This window comes from Burkholderia latens, from assembly GCF_902499045.1.
GTDB lineage: Bacteria > Pseudomonadota > Gammaproteobacteria > Burkholderiales > Burkholderiaceae > Burkholderia > Burkholderia latens.
Window position 1 is genome coordinate 106,795 of sequence record NZ_CABVPL010000012.1, and the last position, 14,938, is coordinate 121,732.

The 14,938-nt window shown below is 67.5% G+C and carries 14 protein-coding genes; 10 read left to right on the forward strand and 4 right to left on the reverse strand.

Features of this window, described 5'->3' with window-relative positions:
• Positions 1-80: 80 nt before the first annotated feature.
• The 5 genes from BSE24067_RS11640 to BSE24067_RS11660 all read left to right on the forward strand — a co-directional run bounded on the left by BSE24067_RS11640 (position 81) and on the right by BSE24067_RS11660 (position 5,251).
• Entirely contained in the window at positions 81-1,085 is a 1,005-nt protein-coding gene (locus tag BSE24067_RS11640) for an SDR family oxidoreductase (RefSeq protein ID WP_151066301.1), read from the forward strand.
• A gap of 179 nt (positions 1,086-1,264) precedes the next feature.
• A complete protein-coding gene (locus tag BSE24067_RS11645) occupies positions 1,265-2,194 on the forward strand; it encodes a TauD/TfdA dioxygenase family protein (RefSeq protein WP_151066300.1) in 930 nt (309 codons plus the stop codon).
• Positions 2,195-2,248: 54 nt separating this feature from the next.
• Positions 2,249-3,304 (forward strand): ABC transporter substrate-binding protein, encoded by a 1,056-nt coding sequence (locus BSE24067_RS11650; RefSeq protein WP_151066299.1) that lies wholly within the window; start codon positions 2,249-2,251, stop codon positions 3,302-3,304.
• Between the two features lie 133 nt (positions 3,305-3,437).
• Positions 3,438-4,367: an ABC transporter ATP-binding protein gene (locus tag BSE24067_RS11655; RefSeq protein ID WP_244130569.1), complete on the forward strand. Its 930-nt coding sequence runs from the start codon at positions 3,438-3,440 to the stop codon at positions 4,365-4,367.
• Complete coding sequence (locus tag BSE24067_RS11660; protein ID WP_151066297.1) at positions 4,364-5,251, forward strand: ABC transporter permease; 888 nt, start codon at positions 4,364-4,366, stop codon at positions 5,249-5,251. Before BSE24067_RS11655 ends, BSE24067_RS11660 begins: the two co-directional genes overlap by 4 nt.
• Positions 5,252-5,324: 73 nt before the next feature.
• Here the strand turns inward: BSE24067_RS11660 and BSE24067_RS11665 are convergent, their stop codons facing one another.
• Positions 5,325-6,254, reverse strand: coding sequence for a LysR family transcriptional regulator (locus BSE24067_RS11665; protein WP_151066296.1), 930 nt, complete (start codon positions 6,252-6,254; stop codon positions 5,325-5,327).
• Positions 6,255-6,429: 175 nt separating this feature from the next.
• Here BSE24067_RS11665 and BSE24067_RS11670 point away from each other — a divergent pair, with 175 nt between their 5' ends.
• From BSE24067_RS11670 to BSE24067_RS11680, 3 genes are read left to right on the forward strand one after another with little or no spacing between them, the layout of a single operon-like run.
• Complete coding sequence (locus BSE24067_RS11670; protein ID WP_151066295.1) at positions 6,430-7,755, forward strand: amidohydrolase family protein; 1,326 nt, start codon at positions 6,430-6,432, stop codon at positions 7,753-7,755.
• 39 nt (positions 7,756-7,794) lie between these two features.
• A complete protein-coding gene (locus tag BSE24067_RS11675) occupies positions 7,795-8,994 on the forward strand; it encodes an arabinose transporter (RefSeq protein ID WP_151066294.1) in 1,200 nt (399 codons plus the stop codon).
• A 52-nt stretch (positions 8,995-9,046) separates the two neighbouring features.
• On the forward strand, positions 9,047-9,814 hold the full coding sequence (locus tag BSE24067_RS11680) for an SDR family NAD(P)-dependent oxidoreductase (RefSeq protein WP_151066293.1): 768 nt from the start codon (positions 9,047-9,049) through the stop codon (positions 9,812-9,814).
• Between the two features lie 183 nt (positions 9,815-9,997).
• On the opposite strand, the gene BSE24067_RS11685 is transcribed toward BSE24067_RS11680, so the two are convergent.
• From BSE24067_RS11685 to BSE24067_RS11695, 3 genes are read right to left on the reverse strand one after another with little or no spacing between them, the layout of a single operon-like run.
• A complete protein-coding gene (locus BSE24067_RS11685; protein ID WP_151066307.1) occupies positions 9,998-10,792 on the reverse strand; it encodes an SDR family NAD(P)-dependent oxidoreductase in 795 nt (264 codons plus the stop codon).
• A 55-nt stretch (positions 10,793-10,847) separates the two neighbouring features.
• Positions 10,848-11,702 (reverse strand): type 1 glutamine amidotransferase domain-containing protein, encoded by an 855-nt coding sequence (locus BSE24067_RS11690; RefSeq protein WP_244122243.1) that lies wholly within the window; start codon positions 11,700-11,702, stop codon positions 10,848-10,850.
• 9 nt (positions 11,703-11,711) lie between these two features.
• Complete coding sequence (locus tag BSE24067_RS11695; RefSeq protein ID WP_151066292.1) at positions 11,712-12,425, reverse strand: type 1 glutamine amidotransferase domain-containing protein; 714 nt, start codon at positions 12,423-12,425, stop codon at positions 11,712-11,714.
• Positions 12,426-12,546: 121 nt separating this feature from the next.
• Between BSE24067_RS11695 and BSE24067_RS11700 the strand changes: the two genes are divergently transcribed.
• Entirely contained in the window at positions 12,547-13,455 is a 909-nt protein-coding gene (locus BSE24067_RS11700; RefSeq protein ID WP_151066291.1) for a LysR family transcriptional regulator, read from the forward strand.
• 251 nt (positions 13,456-13,706) lie between these two features.
• Positions 13,707-14,924 carry an acyl-CoA dehydrogenase family protein gene (locus BSE24067_RS11705; RefSeq protein ID WP_151066290.1) on the forward strand — a complete coding sequence of 406 codons (1,218 nt, stop codon included), beginning with the start codon at positions 13,707-13,709 and terminating at the stop codon, positions 14,922-14,924.
• The last annotated feature ends 14 nt before the right edge of the window (positions 14,925-14,938 follow it).

The window sequence follows — 14,938 nt, forward strand, 5'->3', positions numbered from 1 at the left end:
CGGCGGGCGCGCCCCATTTCGTCTCCTTCCGTACACGCGGAACCGGCCGCGGCCGGTTCACGCACGCACCGGAGTCTTTCATGTCATCAGACGAAGTATCCGAATCCCGCCGTAAATGGATGCAGGGCACGACGGCGAGCCTCGTCGCCGGCGTGGCGATTCCGGCGGTCGCGCAGAGCGGCGGCGCGTCCGATGCCGGCGACACCGCACCGCGCGATCCGCGTACGCTGTATCCGCATGCGCCGTTTCCCGAGCAGCACCAGCCGTGGCCCGGCCTTGCCGGCCGGATGACGCCGCGCCCCGATCACGGCGAGCGCAGCTACCGCGGCAGCGGCCGCCTCGACGGCCGAAAGGCGCTCGTCACCGGCGGCGATTCCGGCATCGGGCGCGCGGCCGCGATCGCGTTCGCGCGAGAGGGCGCGGACGTCGCGATCGCGTATCTGCCGGACGAGGAACCCGACGCGCGCGAAGTCGTGCAATACATACGCAGCGCGGGCCGCAAGGCCGTGCCGCTGCCGGTCGACATCCGCACCGAAGGCGCGTGCAACGGGCTCGTCTTGCGGGCGGTCGCGGGGCTGGGCGGACTCGACATCCTCGTGAACAACGCGGCGCGCCAGCACAGCCACGATTCGATTCTCGACATCAGCACCGAGGACTTCGACTGGACGCTGCGCACCAACCTGTACGCACTGTTCTGGATCACGCGCGCGGCGATTCCGCACATGCCGGCCGGCTCGGCGATCATCAACACGACGTCGGTCAACGCGTACGAGCCGTCCGTGAACCTGCTCGACTACGCGATGACGAAGGCCGCGATCGCGAACTTCACGAAGGGGCTCGCGAAGCAGATGATCCAGCGCGGGATTCGCGTGAACGGCGTCGCGCCCGGGCCGTTCTGGACGCCGTTGCAGGTGAGCGGCGGCCAGACCGAGAAGAACGTCGAGACGTTCGGCCAGCAGGTGCCGATGGGGCGGCCCGGACAGCCGGCCGAACTCGCGTGGATCTACGTCGAACTGGCGTCGTCGCGGGCGAGTTACGTGACGGGGCAGATCTACGGCGCGTCGGGCGGCGGCGGGCAGCCTTAGCGCGGCGGCGGCGGGCGGCCGGGATCACGGATGCAGGGTGCGACCGTCCTCCCCGGCGGGCTCGCCGCCCAAGCAGCGATCTTTATCGCTGCAGCAGATAAACGTATCGGAATCGCTTCGTTGACGCCGTCCGGCGCGCGCTCGTAGATTCGCATTTTTACCGAATCAAGGGCTGTACCGTGACGACTCCCGCCATCCATGCCGCCGCGCCGGCGTCCGCCGGCCATCGACTCGCGCCCGAGCCGGAGGCCGGCGCGCAGCGGTTCGACATCGTCCCGTTCGATGCGCCGCTCGGCGCCGAAGTCGTCGGGCTCGACCTGTCGAAACCGCTCGACGCGGCCGGCTTCGCGCGCATCCACCGCGCGCATCTCGACCATCACGTGCTGGTGTTTCGCGACCAGCGCATCACGCCCGAACAACACATCGCGTTCAGCCGCCGCTTCGGGCCGCTGCAGATCCACGTGCTGCACCAGTTCGCGCTGGCCGGGCACCCGGAAGTGCTGATCGTGTCGAACATCGTCGAAAACGGCAAGCCGATCGGGCTCGGCGATGCCGGTCATTTCTGGCATTCCGACCTGTCGTACAAGGAAAAGCCGAGCCTCGGCTCGCTGCTGCATGCGCAGGAGCTGCCGGCCGAAGGCGGCGACACGTTGTTCGCGAACATGCATCTCGCATGGGACACGCTGCCCGCGCACCTGCGCCGCGCGGTCGAAGGGCGGCGCGCCGAACATACGTACCTCGCGCGCTACGCGGAACTTCAGGCGCGCAGCCCGTGGCGGCCGAACCTGTCGGCCGAGCAGATCGCGCAGGTCAAGGCGGTCGTGCATCCGGTCGTGCGCACGCATCCGGAAACGGGGCGCAAGGCGCTGTTCGTGAGCGAGCATTTCACGACGCGCATCGTCGACTTGCCCGAAGACGAAAGCCGCGCGCTGCTCGCCGAACTGTTCGCGCACAGCGTGCGTGCCGACCACCTGTATCGGCATCGGTGGCGCGATCACGACCTCGTGTTCTGGGACAACCGCTCGCTGATGCATCTCGCCGCGGGCACGCCCGACCATCTGCGCCGCAAGCTGTACCGCACGACGATCGAAGGCGACGCGCCGTTCTGAGCGTCGCGTCGTCGTTTCGCCGCGTCATTTCCACTGGATTCCACCGGAGTTCCGATGCCGTTTCCGCTTTCACCGGCCCTGCGCCGCACGACCCTGTCCGCGCGCCGCGCACTGGCCGCCACGCTCACCGCCGCGCTGGCCCTCGCCGCCGCCGGCACGCCGCAAGCCGCGCACGCGGAAGGGCGCATCCGCATCGCCGAGCAATTCGGCGTCGTCTATCTGATGCTGAACGTCGCGCGCGACCAGCAGCTGATCGAGAAGGAAGGCCGCAAGGCCGGCGTCGACATCAAGGTCGACTGGGTGCGGCTGTCCGGCGGCGCGGCCGTGAACGACGCGCTGCTGTCGGGCGCGGTCGACATCGCCGGCGCGGGCGTCGGCCCGCTCCTGACCGTGTGGGACCGCACGCGCGGCCGCCAGAACGTGAAGGGCGTCGCGTCGCTCGGCAATTTCCCGTACTACCTCGTCAGCAGCAATCCGAACGTGAAGACGATCGCCGATCTGAGCGCGAAGGACCGCATCGCGGTGCCGGCCGTCGGCGTGTCGGTGCAGTCGCGCGTGCTGCAGTACGCGGCCGCGAAGCAGTGGGGCGACAAGCAGTTCGACAAGCTCGATGCGTTGACGCAGGCGATCCCGCACCCGGACGCCACGGCGGCGATCCTCGCGAACAGCAACGTCATCACCGGCCACTTCGGCAATCCGCCGTTCCAGGATCAGGAGCTCGCGGGCAATCCGAACGCGCATATCGTGCTGAATTCCTACGACGTGCTCGGCGGCCCGAGCTCCGCGACGGTGCTGTACGCCACCGAGAAATTCCGCGACGAGAATCCGAAGACGTACCGTGCGTTCGTCGCCGCGCTCGCCGACGCCGCGCGCCAGATCACGGCCGATCCCGAACGCGCGGCCGACACGTACCTGCGCGTGAACGGGTCGAAGATCGATCGCGCGTTGCTGGTGAAGATCTTGCGCAATCCGCAGGTGCAGTTCAAGACGGCGCCGCAGAACACGCTGAAGCTCGCGCAGTTCATGTATCGCACCGGCGCGATCCGCAACGAGCCGAAGTCGTGGCGCGATTACTTCTTCGACGATCCGGCGACGGCCGGCGGCAGTTGAGCGGCGGTCGCGCCGGCGTTCCCGCGTCGCGATCGACGCTTATGCGTCGGCGCGGTTTCGATATGCGCAATCGTTGGTTGGGTCGCGCGCTGCGTCGCCGTATGTTGATGCTTTACCTGCAAGAGTTTCGATCGTGAACGCCACTTCTCCCCGAATCGGCTTGCCGCCGTATGCGGCGCGCGGCGCGGCCGCGCCGGCCGCTCATCCCGCCGCCGACGCACGCGCGGCAGCTGCGCCGCAGGCTACCGCGGCCGGCGCGCACAGCGAACGCCTGCTGGCGATCGATCGCGTGAGCCTCGAATACCGTGCCGGAGCACGGATCGTCCGCGCGACGCACCAGGTCAGTTTCGACGTGTACGGCAGCGACCGTTTCGTGCTGCTCGGCCCGTCCGGTTGCGGCAAGTCGACGTTGCTGAAGGCGATCGCCGGCTTCATCGAACCCGTGTCGGGCTCGATCGCGCTCGACGGCCGGCCCGTGCACGGACCGGGCCCCGACCGCATCGTCGTGTTCCAGGAGTTCGACCAGTTGCCGCCGTGGAAGACGGTCGTCGAGAACGTCGCGTTTCCGCTGCGCGCGGCCGCGAAGCTGTCGCGCGCCGAAGCACGCGAGCGCGCGCTGCACTATCTCGACAAGGTCGGGCTCGCCGCATTCGCCGACGCGTATCCGCATACGCTGTCCGGCGGGATGAAGCAGCGCGTCGCGATCGCGCGTGCGCTCGCGATGCAGCCGCGCGTGCTGCTGATGGACGAGCCGTTTGCCGCACTCGATGCGCTCACGCGCCGCAAGATGCAGGAAGAACTGCTGCGCCTGTGGGACGAATTCCGCTTCACGCTGCTGTTCGTCACGCACTCGATCGAAGAGGCGCTCGTCGTCGGCAACCGGATCCTGCTGCTGTCGCCGCACCCGGGCCGCGTGCGCGCGGAACTCAACAGCTACGATTACTCTCTCGACAGCATCGGCAGCGGCGATTTCCGCGCAAGCGTCGCACGCATCCATCATCTGCTGTTCGATACCGACGTCGCGGCGGCGCCGGCATCGGCCGCGGAGGCAGCCGCATCATGAGCACGATCGATCCTGTTCTCCCGCCGCTGCCGCCCGTGCGCGCCGAATACGTGCACGCGCTCGACACGCCGCCCGAGCCCGAGCGCGCGGCGCCGGTACCACTCGCGCGGCGTGTCGCGGGTGCGAGCGGCTTTCGCCGCGCGGTCATCGCGCTGGTGCTGATCGCCGCATGGGAGATCGTCGCGCGCATCGTCGCGAACGATCTGCTCGTGCCGACCTTCGGCGCGACGCTGGTGGCATTCGTACAGGGCATCGCGTCGGGCGAACTGCTGGTGAAAACGGGCATCTCGATGTCGGTGCTGCTGCGCGGCTATGCGCTCGGCGTGTTGTTCGCGTTCGTGCTGACGTCGCTCGCGGTATCGACGCGCATCGGCCGCGACGTGCTGTCGATGCTCACGTCGATGTTCAATCCGCTGCCGTCGATCGCATTGCTGCCGATCGCGCTGCTGTGGTTCGGGCTCGGCACCGGCAGCCTGCTGTTCGTGCTCGTGCACGCGGTGCTGTGGCCGCTCGCGCTCAGCATGTACACGGGTTTCGCCGGCGTGCCGGCCACGCTGAAGATGGCCGGCCGCAACTATGGCCTCACCGGCCTGCGGCAGATCGCGCTGATCCTCGTGCCGGCCGCGCTGCCGTCGATCCTGTCCGGGCTGCGCGTCGGCTGGGCCTTCGCATGGCGCACGCTGATCGCCGCGGAACTCGTGTTCGGCGCGAGCGCCGGGCAGGGCGGGCTCGGCTGGTACATTTTCCAGAACCGCAACGAGCTGTATACCGATCGCGTGTTCGCGGGCCTCGCGGCCGTCATCGTGATCGGGCTGCTGGTCGAGCACCTCGTGTTCGATACGCTCGAGCGCGTGACGGTGCGCCGGTGGGGCATCCAGCACTGACGCCGCCGATCCATCCGCGCGGGAATGCACGCGCATTCCCGGCGCGCGTGCATCGGGACGGCGCGCAACTGCGTTATCGTGCGTCGGGGAGGCCGTCCCCGACGTTTGCGCATATCGACGTGCAGAATTCCAGGAACGCCTCGACGGCCGCCGGCGCAAGCCGCCGCGACGGGCGAATGACGTACAGCGGATAGGTCTCGCCGGGCCATTCCGGAAACAGCTCGACCAATGCGCCACCGGCCAGCAGATGGCGGACGTTGAGCGCGAGCACCTGCGCGACACCACTGCCGGCCACGCACGCCGCGACCATCACATCGACGTCGGTAGTCGTCAAATGGCCGTTCGTTTCGACCGACAGCACTTCACGGCCGCGATGGAACTCCCACGTGAACGGCTTGCCGCGGCGCGGATCGATGTACTGGATGCAGTCGTGATCCGCCAGTTTTTCCGGCCGCTTCGGCCGTCCATGCCGCGCCAGATAAGCCGGTGACGCTACCGTCAGCACGCGTGTTTGCAGCAAGAGCCGTGACGTCATGGTCGACGGCGGCTGCGGCCCGAACCGCACCGCCACGTCGATTCCTTCTGATACCAGATCGCCGACGTCCGGTTGCTGCACGATCGTCAGATCGAGATCCGGGTGGCGCTCGCGCAGCAGCGGCAGGTTCGGCGCGAACACGTAGCGCGCAAAGACGGGGTTCAGGGCCACCCGCAGCGTGCCGCGCACCGTGACCGCCGCGCCGGACACGTAACTCGCGGCTTCCTCGATTCCTTCCAGGTGCGGCGCGGCGCGCTCGTACAGATCGGCGCCTTCGCTCGTCAGATGCAGCGTGCGCGTCGTGCGGTCGAGCAGACGCACGCCGAGCCGTTCTTCCAGTCGCGCAATCGAGCGGCTCACGCCGGATGCCGACAGCCCGAGCACTTCTCCCGCCCGGCTGAAACTGCCGGCCTCCACGACGGCCGCGAGCACGCTCATACCGGACAACAGCCTTCCATCGAAACTCATCGCGTTCCTCGATCTTTGAATTTAAGCAAAGATAATGTGAATCAATCTACCTTTATCAAAGATTGCCCGCAACCTATCGTGTGAACCGTGACGACGCGGACCGCTGCAAACGCGCGTATGAAACCGGCGGCCCGCATCGTGCCGACCCGATTCGTCAATTTTCACGGAGCACACCATGACCGCACATCGCACGCTGTTCAAAGGGGGCATCGTCCTGACGCTGGACCCCCGACTTCCCGAGCTCGCCAAAGGCGACGTCCTCGTCGAAGGCGACCGTATCGCCGCCGTCGGCCCGGCGATCGACGCCGGCGACGCCCAGGTGATCGACGCCGCCGGCCACATCGTGATGCCGGGCCTCGTCGACGCGCATCACCACATGTGGCTCGGCACGATGCGCCGGCTGCTGCCGAACGTAGACGACCTGTTCGCGTACATCGACGTGGTGGCCGAACGTGTCGGTGCGCACTACCGTCCGCTGGACATGTTCGTGAGCACGAAGCTGACGGCTGCCGCGTCGCTGGATGCCGGCATCACGACGATCATCGACGCGTGCCACAGCGCGCGCAGCCCCGAGCATACCGACGCCGCGCTCGATGCGCTGAAGTCGACCGGCATCCGCGCGCTGCACATGGTCGGCGCCGCGATGGACAAGCAGGCGTCGAGCGCGCATCTGCCGGGCGACCTGCGCCGGCTGGCGCGCGACTGGAACGCGGGGGACGGGCTCGTGCGCGTCGGCCTGTTCGGCCAGCTGAACCTCGATTGGTGGAAGGTTGCACGTGAGCTGGACATGCGCATCCTGACCGAATTCATCGGCGACCTCGCGGCGCTTTCACCCGAATTCGCGAAAGAGGGCGGGCTCGGTACCCGGAACATCTTCAACCATTGCACGCGTGTGCCGCAGGCGACGTGGCGGCTGCTCGCCGATGCCGGCGTGAACGTCACGGTCAACCCGCGCTCCGACGCGTTGTTCGGCTTCGACGACGAGACCTTCGCGTACCAGCAGGCCGTCGATCACGGGCTGAGTCCGGCGCTCGGCATCGATCTGGACACCGCGTTCGGCAGCGACATGTTCGGCGAGATGCGCGCGCTGTTCGGACAGCAGCGCTCGGCGATGCGCTATCGGCGGTTTCGCGGCGATGCGGACGTACCCGCGCCGATCTCGGTCGAAGCGGTGCTGCAGGCTGCGACAGTCAACGGCGCACGCGCGGCCGGCCTGGAGCAACGGATCGGCACGCTGACGCCCGGCAAGGACGCGGACCTCATCATGGTGCGCACCAGCGGCGTCGGGGTGTTCCCGGTCCCGCACGCGGTCGGCACGATCGTCCAGGCGGTGGAACGCGCGGATGTCGACACGGTGATGGTCGCCGGTCAGCTGCGCAAGCGCGCCGGCCGATTGCTCGACGTCGACGTGGCTGCGCTCAACGCAGACGTCGCGGGATCGCTCGCGTACCTGCTCGACGCGAGCGATTACCGCGCCGAACGTGCCGGCGCGGCCGCCTGATCGTCCGCACTCATCCCGCTCACGTCACAGGAGGTCTCCATGCAAGCACACGCCACCAAGCGGGCGGTGCGGGCCCACGTCGCGCTCGCACCTGCGTCGCGGCCGTCGCCGGGCGTCATCGCCGCGCTGTTCAGTGGTTATCTGGCGGTGGGCCTGCCGCTGCCCGTCATTCCGCTGTTCGTTCATCAACGCCTCGGCTTCGGCAACGTGATCGTCGGCGCGGTCGTCGGCATCCAGTTTCTCGCGACGGTACTCAGTCGCGGGTACGCCGGTCGCCTGACCGACGAATACGGCGGCAAGCGCGCCGCCCTGCACGGCGCTGCCGTTTCGGCGCTCGCCGGGCTGCTTTATCTCGCGGCGGCGATGCCGCGCGTCGCACCGCCGGCGAGTCTGGCCGTCCTGATCGCGGGGCGGCTGGCGGCCGGCCTGGGTGAAAGCCTGTTCGTGACTGGCTGCGTATCGTGGTCGATCGCATCGGTCGGCGCGCATCGTGCCGGAACGTCGATGTCATGGACCGGGATCGCGATGTTTGCCGCGCTGTCGGTCGGCGCGCCGATCGGCATGGTGCTGTATCGGCACGATGGCGCCGCCGCGGCGATGATCGCCTGCGTCGCGGCGCCCGTGCTGGCCGCGCTGATCGCTTCGGTCGCCACGCCTCACCGGTCGCCCGGCGGCGCGCGCCTGCCGTTCCATCGCGTCGTGGCGCGCATCTGGCGCGAAGGCTTCGGTCTGATGCTGCAGGGAGTCGGTCTGTCCGGGCTCACGGCCTTCGCGTCGCTGTACTTCACTGCGCGCCACTGGGCGAATGCGGGGCTCGTGATGACGGCTTTCGGCATCGGCTTCATCTTCGTGCGGGTCGTGCTGGGGCACTTGCCGGACCGCGCGAGCGGCTACCGCGTGGCCGCGTGCTCGCTGCTGATCGAGGCGGCAGGTCAGGCGACGCTGTGGGCCGCACCGATCGAACCGTTGGCGCTTGCCGGTGCGCTCGTCACAGGCCTCGGTTGCGCGCTGGTGTTTCCGGCGTTCGGCGTCGAAGCGCTCAAGCGCGTGCCGCCGGCCAATCGGGGCAGTGCCATGGGCGCCTTCGTCGCGTTTCTCGATATCGCATACGGTGTATCCGGGCCGGCGGCCGGCCTCATCGCCGGGCAGTTCGGTTATGCAGCCGTCTATGCGTTCGGCGCATTCTGTGCTTCGATCGGCGCGCTGCTCGCGGCCGCGTCGCGCAGCGCGCAAGCCTGATCGCGGTGCCGGCGGGGCGCGACTCGCCGGCGCACATTTTGAAGGAGAAATCATGTCCCGCATCTTCATTTCCGGTTCATCCACCGGCCTTGGCCTGATGGCCGCCGAACTGCTGGTCCGGCAAGGGCACCAGGTCGTTCTGCATGCGCGCAATGCACACCGTGCGACAGAAACCCGTCATGCATTGCCACAGGCCGAAGCCGTGGTAGTCGGCGATCTCGAGACGATCGACGCGGCCATCGACGTTGCTGCGCAAGTGAACGCGCTCGGTCGCTTCGACGCGGTAATCCACAACGCAGCCGTCGGCTATCGCGAGCCGCATCGCGTGACGGCGGACGGGTTGCCGCACGTGTTCGCGATCAATACGTTGTCCGCGTACATCCTGACCGCGCTGATCGCCCGCCCGAAACGGCTCGTTTACCTGAGTTCCGGGATGCACCACCATGCGCGGTCGAACCTCGACGACATTCTGTGGCAAAAGCGCCGCTGGAACGGATCGCAAGCGTATGCAGAAAGCAAGCTCCACGACGCGATGCTCGCCTGTGCGGTCGCGCGGCGCTGGCCGGACGTGTTTGCGAATGCGCTGGAACCGGGCTGGGTACCGACCAGGATGGGCGGGCCCGGCGCGCCCGACGACATGGCGCAAGCGCACGTGACACAGGCGTGGCTCGCCGCAGGCGACGACGACGCAAACGTGACGGGGCAGTACTTCTATCATCGCAAGCGCATCGCGCCGAATCCCGAAACGCTCGACAGGGCGCTGCAGGACCGCCTCGTCAGCCTCTGCGAGAAGGTATCCGGGATTCCTCTGCCTGCATAGCGCGAGCGGGCGGTCGTGTTCGTAAGGATCCGCAAGCAGCCGGTCGGTCGCATCGATCCGTTCGAGAAAGCCGGCCGCTGCCGCTCGACATGCAATGGCTGTCCGATCTGCCGGCGCATCGCATCGCGTGCGGCTCGAGCGTCGCTCGGCACGCCGCGGCCGGGCCGGCGATCGCCCCGCGGCTCAGAGAATCGACCGGTAGGTGCCGCCCTCGACGCGCACCGCGGCGCCATTGGATGCCGCGCCCAAAGGACTGGCAAGCAACGCCACCATCGCGGCGATCTCGTCGGCCTCGATCATGCGGGCAATCAGCGAGCTCGGGCGATACGTGTCGAAGAAGTGCGATTCGATTTCCGCATCGGTCATATCGGGGCGTGGCGCGGTTTGCCGAAGATATGCAACGATGCCGTCGGAGCGCGTGGCGGATGGCAGTACGCTGTTGACGGTCACGCCGGTTCCCTTCGTCAGTTCGGCCATTCCGCGCGAGACGGCGAGTTGAGCCGATTTGCTGACACCGTAGTGCACCATGTCCGGCGGCGTGAACGCGCCGACTTCGCTGGACATGAAGATCACGCGCCCCCAGTTCTTCGCGAGCATGCGAGGAAAGTAATGACGTGACAGCCTGACACCCGACATCACGTTGACGTCGATCATTCGCAACCAGTCGTCATCGGTGATCTCCGCGAACGGCTTCGCTTCGTAGTAGCCGAGATTGTTCACGAGAATATCCGTGTCCGGCTGGGCATCGATCAATTCCGCGACACCACGGTCGCGGCTCACGTCGGCGACGACGCCGCGTACGCTGCCGCGCCCCGCGGCCGCGGAAAGCTCGGCGACGGCTGCGTCGAGCTTGTCGCGTTGCCGCCCCGTGATCGTGACCGCCACGCCTTCCGCGGCCAACGTTCGAGCGATCGCCATGCCGATGCCGGCAGTGGCGCCGGTGACGATCGCGGTTTTTCCTTCCAGTTGCAGATCCATGGTTTGCTTCTCCCTGTTCATCGAGGAACCGGCATTGCCGGTCGATTGCACGGCATTACTTGAGCCGCTTCAGCATTTCGCCGGCGACGTCCAGCGCCGACGCCGGATTCTGTCCGGTGATCAATTCACGGTCGGTCACCATGTGCGCGGTAAACGGCACCGTGTTGCTGCTATAAACGCCACCCGCGCGTTGCAATGCAGTCTGCGGATAGAACTTCATCGCGCCGCCGCCGAGCAGCCCTTTGGCTTGCTCTTCTTCCGCGTTGCTGATCACCGTCATCCGGTATCCGGCGTAGATCCATTTCGTGTCGCTGCCGCCCGCGTTTCCCGCCGCGAGGTTTCGTGCGAAGCCCCGCGCGTCGGGGAGGGTCGACAGCAGCGCAATCGGGCCGTGGCAAACGAGCGCCGTCGTCTTGCCGCGCGCGTGAAAGTCGGCCAGCAGCCTGCCCACGGCGGCACTCGTCAACAGGTCCTGCATCGGCGCATGGCCGCCGGGAACATAGACGGCATCGAAGTGCGCGTAACCGATCTGCTCCACGCGCGACAGGCTGATCACCGGGGAATGCGTGCGCGACGTGATTTGCAGCCGGTCGAGCAAAGCCCGGTAGTCGCGCATCGCGTTGTCGTCGCCGTTGAAGTACATCTTGTCGGCCGACGTGACGTCCAGCGTCGGCGCCTTGCCCTCCGGCGTGGCGAAGGTCACCTGATGGCCCGCATCGAGCAGCGCCTTCACGGGCTGCATCAGCTCGTTCAGGTAGAAGCCCGTCGCGAAGACCTTGCCGTCCTTCAGGTCGAGGTGGTCGGAATCCGACAACACCACGAGCACGTTGGCAGCGTGGGCGCCGTACGCGGCAATGCCGAGCATTGCGGCAACGGCGAGCTTGCGCATCGAATACATCGCTTTCTCCATCGGGAAGTTTCAAGCTTGTCGTGAACGGCTGAGCAGCAGATGACGCATCGCGGCGCCCACGCCGGATGCCGACGGCGGGTTCTGGCCGGTCACGAGGCGTCCGTCGACGACGACCTTCGCGGTCCAGTTCGGCGCCGGATGGTGAAGTGCGCCGCGCTGCTTCAACGTGCTCGCGAGCAGGAACGGGACGACGCGATCGAGTTGGACTTCCCGTTCTTCCTCGTCCGTGAATGCGCTCAGGTTCTTGCCGGCGACGAGATACGTGCCGTCGTGAAGCTTCACGTCGACCAGTGCGGCCGGGCCGTGACATACGGCGCCGACGACGCCACCCGCTTCATGGACCGCGCGCGTCACCTTCTCCACGTCGGCATTGCCAGGAAAATCCCACATTGCGCCATGACCGCCGGCAAAGAAGACCGCCGCATATTTCGACGCGTCGACGTCGCCGAGCCGCTGCGTGTCGCGCAGTGCGTCGCGGAAAGCGGCATCGTTCCAATAGTGCGCGTTGATTTCGTCGTCGACATCGAGCCCGTCGACCGGCGGTTCGCCGCCCTGAATCGATGCGAATTCGACGGGAATGCCGGCCGCGTCGAGTTCGGCCAGCGGATGCGTCACTTCGCCGAGATGGAAACCGGTCGGCTCGCCGGTCGAGCCTTTGCTCGCGTGGCTCGTGAGTACGAATAGAACCGACAGATCCTGCCGGTCGCGATGGTCGCCATTCATGCTGTGCTCCTGGATCTCAATGGGTGACTCGACGATGCAGTCACGACGCACGCACTTTATTTGGCTCCTTCGTGGAGATAAACTGGCGCAAAAGTAAAGCTTTTGTTCTTCGGAGGACAAGATGGCGCGTAAATTCGACCATCTCGGTGACGTGGAAGCATTCGTGACGGTGGTCGAAAAAGGCTCGATGACTGCCGGCGCGGTGGCATTGGGCAGCACGCCTTCCGTGTTGAGCCGGGCCATCACACGCCTGGAAGCCCGGCTGGGCACGCAGTTGCTGCGTCGTTCCACGCGGCGGTTGAGCCTGACGGAGCACGGCAGGCTCTATCTCGAACAATCGCGCGCGGCGTTCCTGCTGATCGACGACGCCGAGCGGGCCATTCAGGGGCACGGCGATACGTTGACCGGCCATGTCCGGCTGAGCGTACCGACGACGTACGGGCACTATCGTCTGCCGCCGCTGCTTCGACGGTTCACGCGGGAACACCCGCACGTTCGCGTCGAATTGAACATCGCTAACCGGAACGTGGATCTCGTGGCCGAGGGGTTCGACTTGGCGATCCGTCTGGGCGAACTGCCGGACAGCGGTCTGGTCGCGCGCAAGCTCGAGGATGCGGCGCTGTGCCTCGTCGCGTCGCCCGAGTACGTCGCGCACGCCGGCACGCCTGGAAGCGTGGCCGACCTGGAGCACCATCTTTGTTTGCCGTTCGTGCTGCCCAGCAGCGGCCGTATCGCGCCCTGGGTATTCCGCGACGGCGATCAGGACATCGAGTGGCTGCCGGCTTCGAACGTCGCGGTGTCCGACGATGTGCTCGGTGTCGTGTCGATGGCGCAGAGCGGCGCCGGTATCTGCCAGACCTACGACTTCATCGTTCGGGATCGGATCCGGGCCGGAAGTCTCGTCGAAGTGCTGCCCCATCTGCGCGGTCGCACGCGGCCGTTTTCGGTCGTCTATGCGCCGCATCGCCGCCTGTCGGCCGCGTCCCGCAAATTGATCGACATGTTGGTCACGTCGGCGGCCGACGCGTGAGCCGATTGCGACACGGGCTGATCGACGGCGCGCCGGGCGCACGATGTGCGGCCGGCCCGTCCGGCACTGACGCACGTCAAGCCGCGCGAGCACGCGTGCACATTCCCGACCCACGCATAACCAAAGCTGAAATCGGTTTTTCACGCGCGTCGGATGCGTCCCTATACTTTTCGATGCCGCCTGCGGGCTGCGGCGACGGCTTACGCAATCGTGCGTGGAGCCGTCGTTTTTCCTGGAAGAGGGACTGCCGAATGAACGCCCGTCATCGCGCCGAAGCGCGCGACGCGCTGCGTGCCGCGCTTGCCGCACTGCCTGAACTCGCGACCGAGATCGGGCGCGACGCCGCGCAACGCGAGGCGCGCCGCGAACTGCCGTTCGAAGGCTTCGCGCTGTTTCGCCGCTCGTCGCTCGGCGTGCTGCGGATTCCGGTCGAGCGCGGCGGCCTCGGCGGCACGCTGGTCGATCTGTTCGACACGATCGCGACGCTCGCCGCCGCCGATTCGAATCTCGCGCACGCACTGCGCATCCACTACGACCTGACCGAGACGCTGCGGCTGTCGCCGCGCACGCCGTTCAACGACGTACAGCTCGAGCGCGCGCTGTCCGGCGCGATCTTCGGCGGCGCATCGACCGAACGCGGCACGTCGCGGCCGGGCGAGAACACGACCGTGCTGCGCCGCGATGGCGACCATCATCGCGTGACCGGCCGCAAATACTATTCGACGGGCACCGCGTTTGCCGATTTCGCGCGCATCAACGTCGAGAACGAGCAGGGCGACGCGCTCGCCGTGATCATCCCGGTCACGCGCGACGGCGTGCAGGTGCTCGACGACTGGGACGGCATGGGCCAGCGCATGACCGCGAGCGGCAGCCTGCTGCTGCACGACGTGCAGGTGTTCGCGGATGAAGTCGCAGCGCGCGACGGCTCGACGCTCGTCGGCCGCCATTGCGGCGCGCTGCGGCAGTTGCATCTCGTCGCGACGGCCGCGGGCATCGTGCGCAACGTGGCGGCCGACGCGCGCCGCTACGTGCTGACGCACGGCCGGCCCGTGCTGCACAGCCCGGCGCCGAGCGCGCGCGACGACCACTTCATCCAGCAGATCGTCGGCGAGCTGTCCGCGCACAGTCACGCGATCGATGCGCTCGTGCGCGACAACGCGGCCGCGCTCGACCGCTCGGCCGATGCGATCGAGGCCGGCGACGCCGATGCGCACGAACGCGTGCTCGACAGCGCGCTCGCGACCGCGCGCACGCAGCTGATCGTCGGCAAGCTCGCGCTGCATGCGGCCGAGCGGCTGTTCGAGGTGGGCGGCGCATCGGCGACCGCGCGCGTGCACAACCTCGACCGGCACTGGCGCAACCTGCGCACGATCTTCAGCCACAACCCGCTGCTGCACAAGGCGCGCGTGATCGGCGACTACGACCTGAACGGCGTTACCACGCACCTGACCGAAGGACGCGTGTTCTGATTCCGCTGCCTGCG

What these genes read in the sequence shown, in the direction of transcription:
- BSE24067_RS11665 (WP_151066296.1), bottom strand. Translation starts at nt 6,254, where the DNA reads ATGAGTTTCGATGGAAGGCTGTTGTCCGGTATGAGCGTGCTCGCGGCC.
- BSE24067_RS11675 (WP_151066294.1), top strand. Translation starts at nt 7,795, where the DNA reads ATGCAAGCACACGCCACCAAGCGGGCGGTGCGGGCCCACGTCGCGCTC.
- BSE24067_RS11660 (WP_151066297.1), top strand. Translation starts at nt 4,364, where the DNA reads ATGAGCACGATCGATCCTGTTCTCCCGCCGCTGCCGCCCGTGCGCGCC.
- BSE24067_RS11700 (WP_151066291.1), top strand. Translation starts at nt 12,547, where the DNA reads ATGGCGCGTAAATTCGACCATCTCGGTGACGTGGAAGCATTCGTGACG.
- BSE24067_RS11705 (WP_151066290.1), top strand. Translation starts at nt 13,707, where the DNA reads ATGAACGCCCGTCATCGCGCCGAAGCGCGCGACGCGCTGCGTGCCGCG.
- BSE24067_RS11670 (WP_151066295.1), top strand. Translation starts at nt 6,430, where the DNA reads ATGACCGCACATCGCACGCTGTTCAAAGGGGGCATCGTCCTGACGCTG.
- BSE24067_RS11650 (WP_151066299.1), top strand. Translation starts at nt 2,249, where the DNA reads ATGCCGTTTCCGCTTTCACCGGCCCTGCGCCGCACGACCCTGTCCGCG.
- BSE24067_RS11680 (WP_151066293.1), top strand. Translation starts at nt 9,047, where the DNA reads ATGTCCCGCATCTTCATTTCCGGTTCATCCACCGGCCTTGGCCTGATG.
- BSE24067_RS11690 (WP_244122243.1), bottom strand. Translation starts at nt 11,702, where the DNA reads ATGGAGAAAGCGATGTATTCGATGCGCAAGCTCGCCGTTGCCGCAATG.
- BSE24067_RS11640 (WP_151066301.1), top strand. Translation starts at nt 81, where the DNA reads ATGTCATCAGACGAAGTATCCGAATCCCGCCGTAAATGGATGCAGGGC.
- BSE24067_RS11685 (WP_151066307.1), bottom strand. Translation starts at nt 10,792, where the DNA reads ATGGATCTGCAACTGGAAGGAAAAACCGCGATCGTCACCGGCGCCACT.
- BSE24067_RS11695 (WP_151066292.1), bottom strand. Translation starts at nt 12,425, where the DNA reads ATGAATGGCGACCATCGCGACCGGCAGGATCTGTCGGTTCTATTCGTA.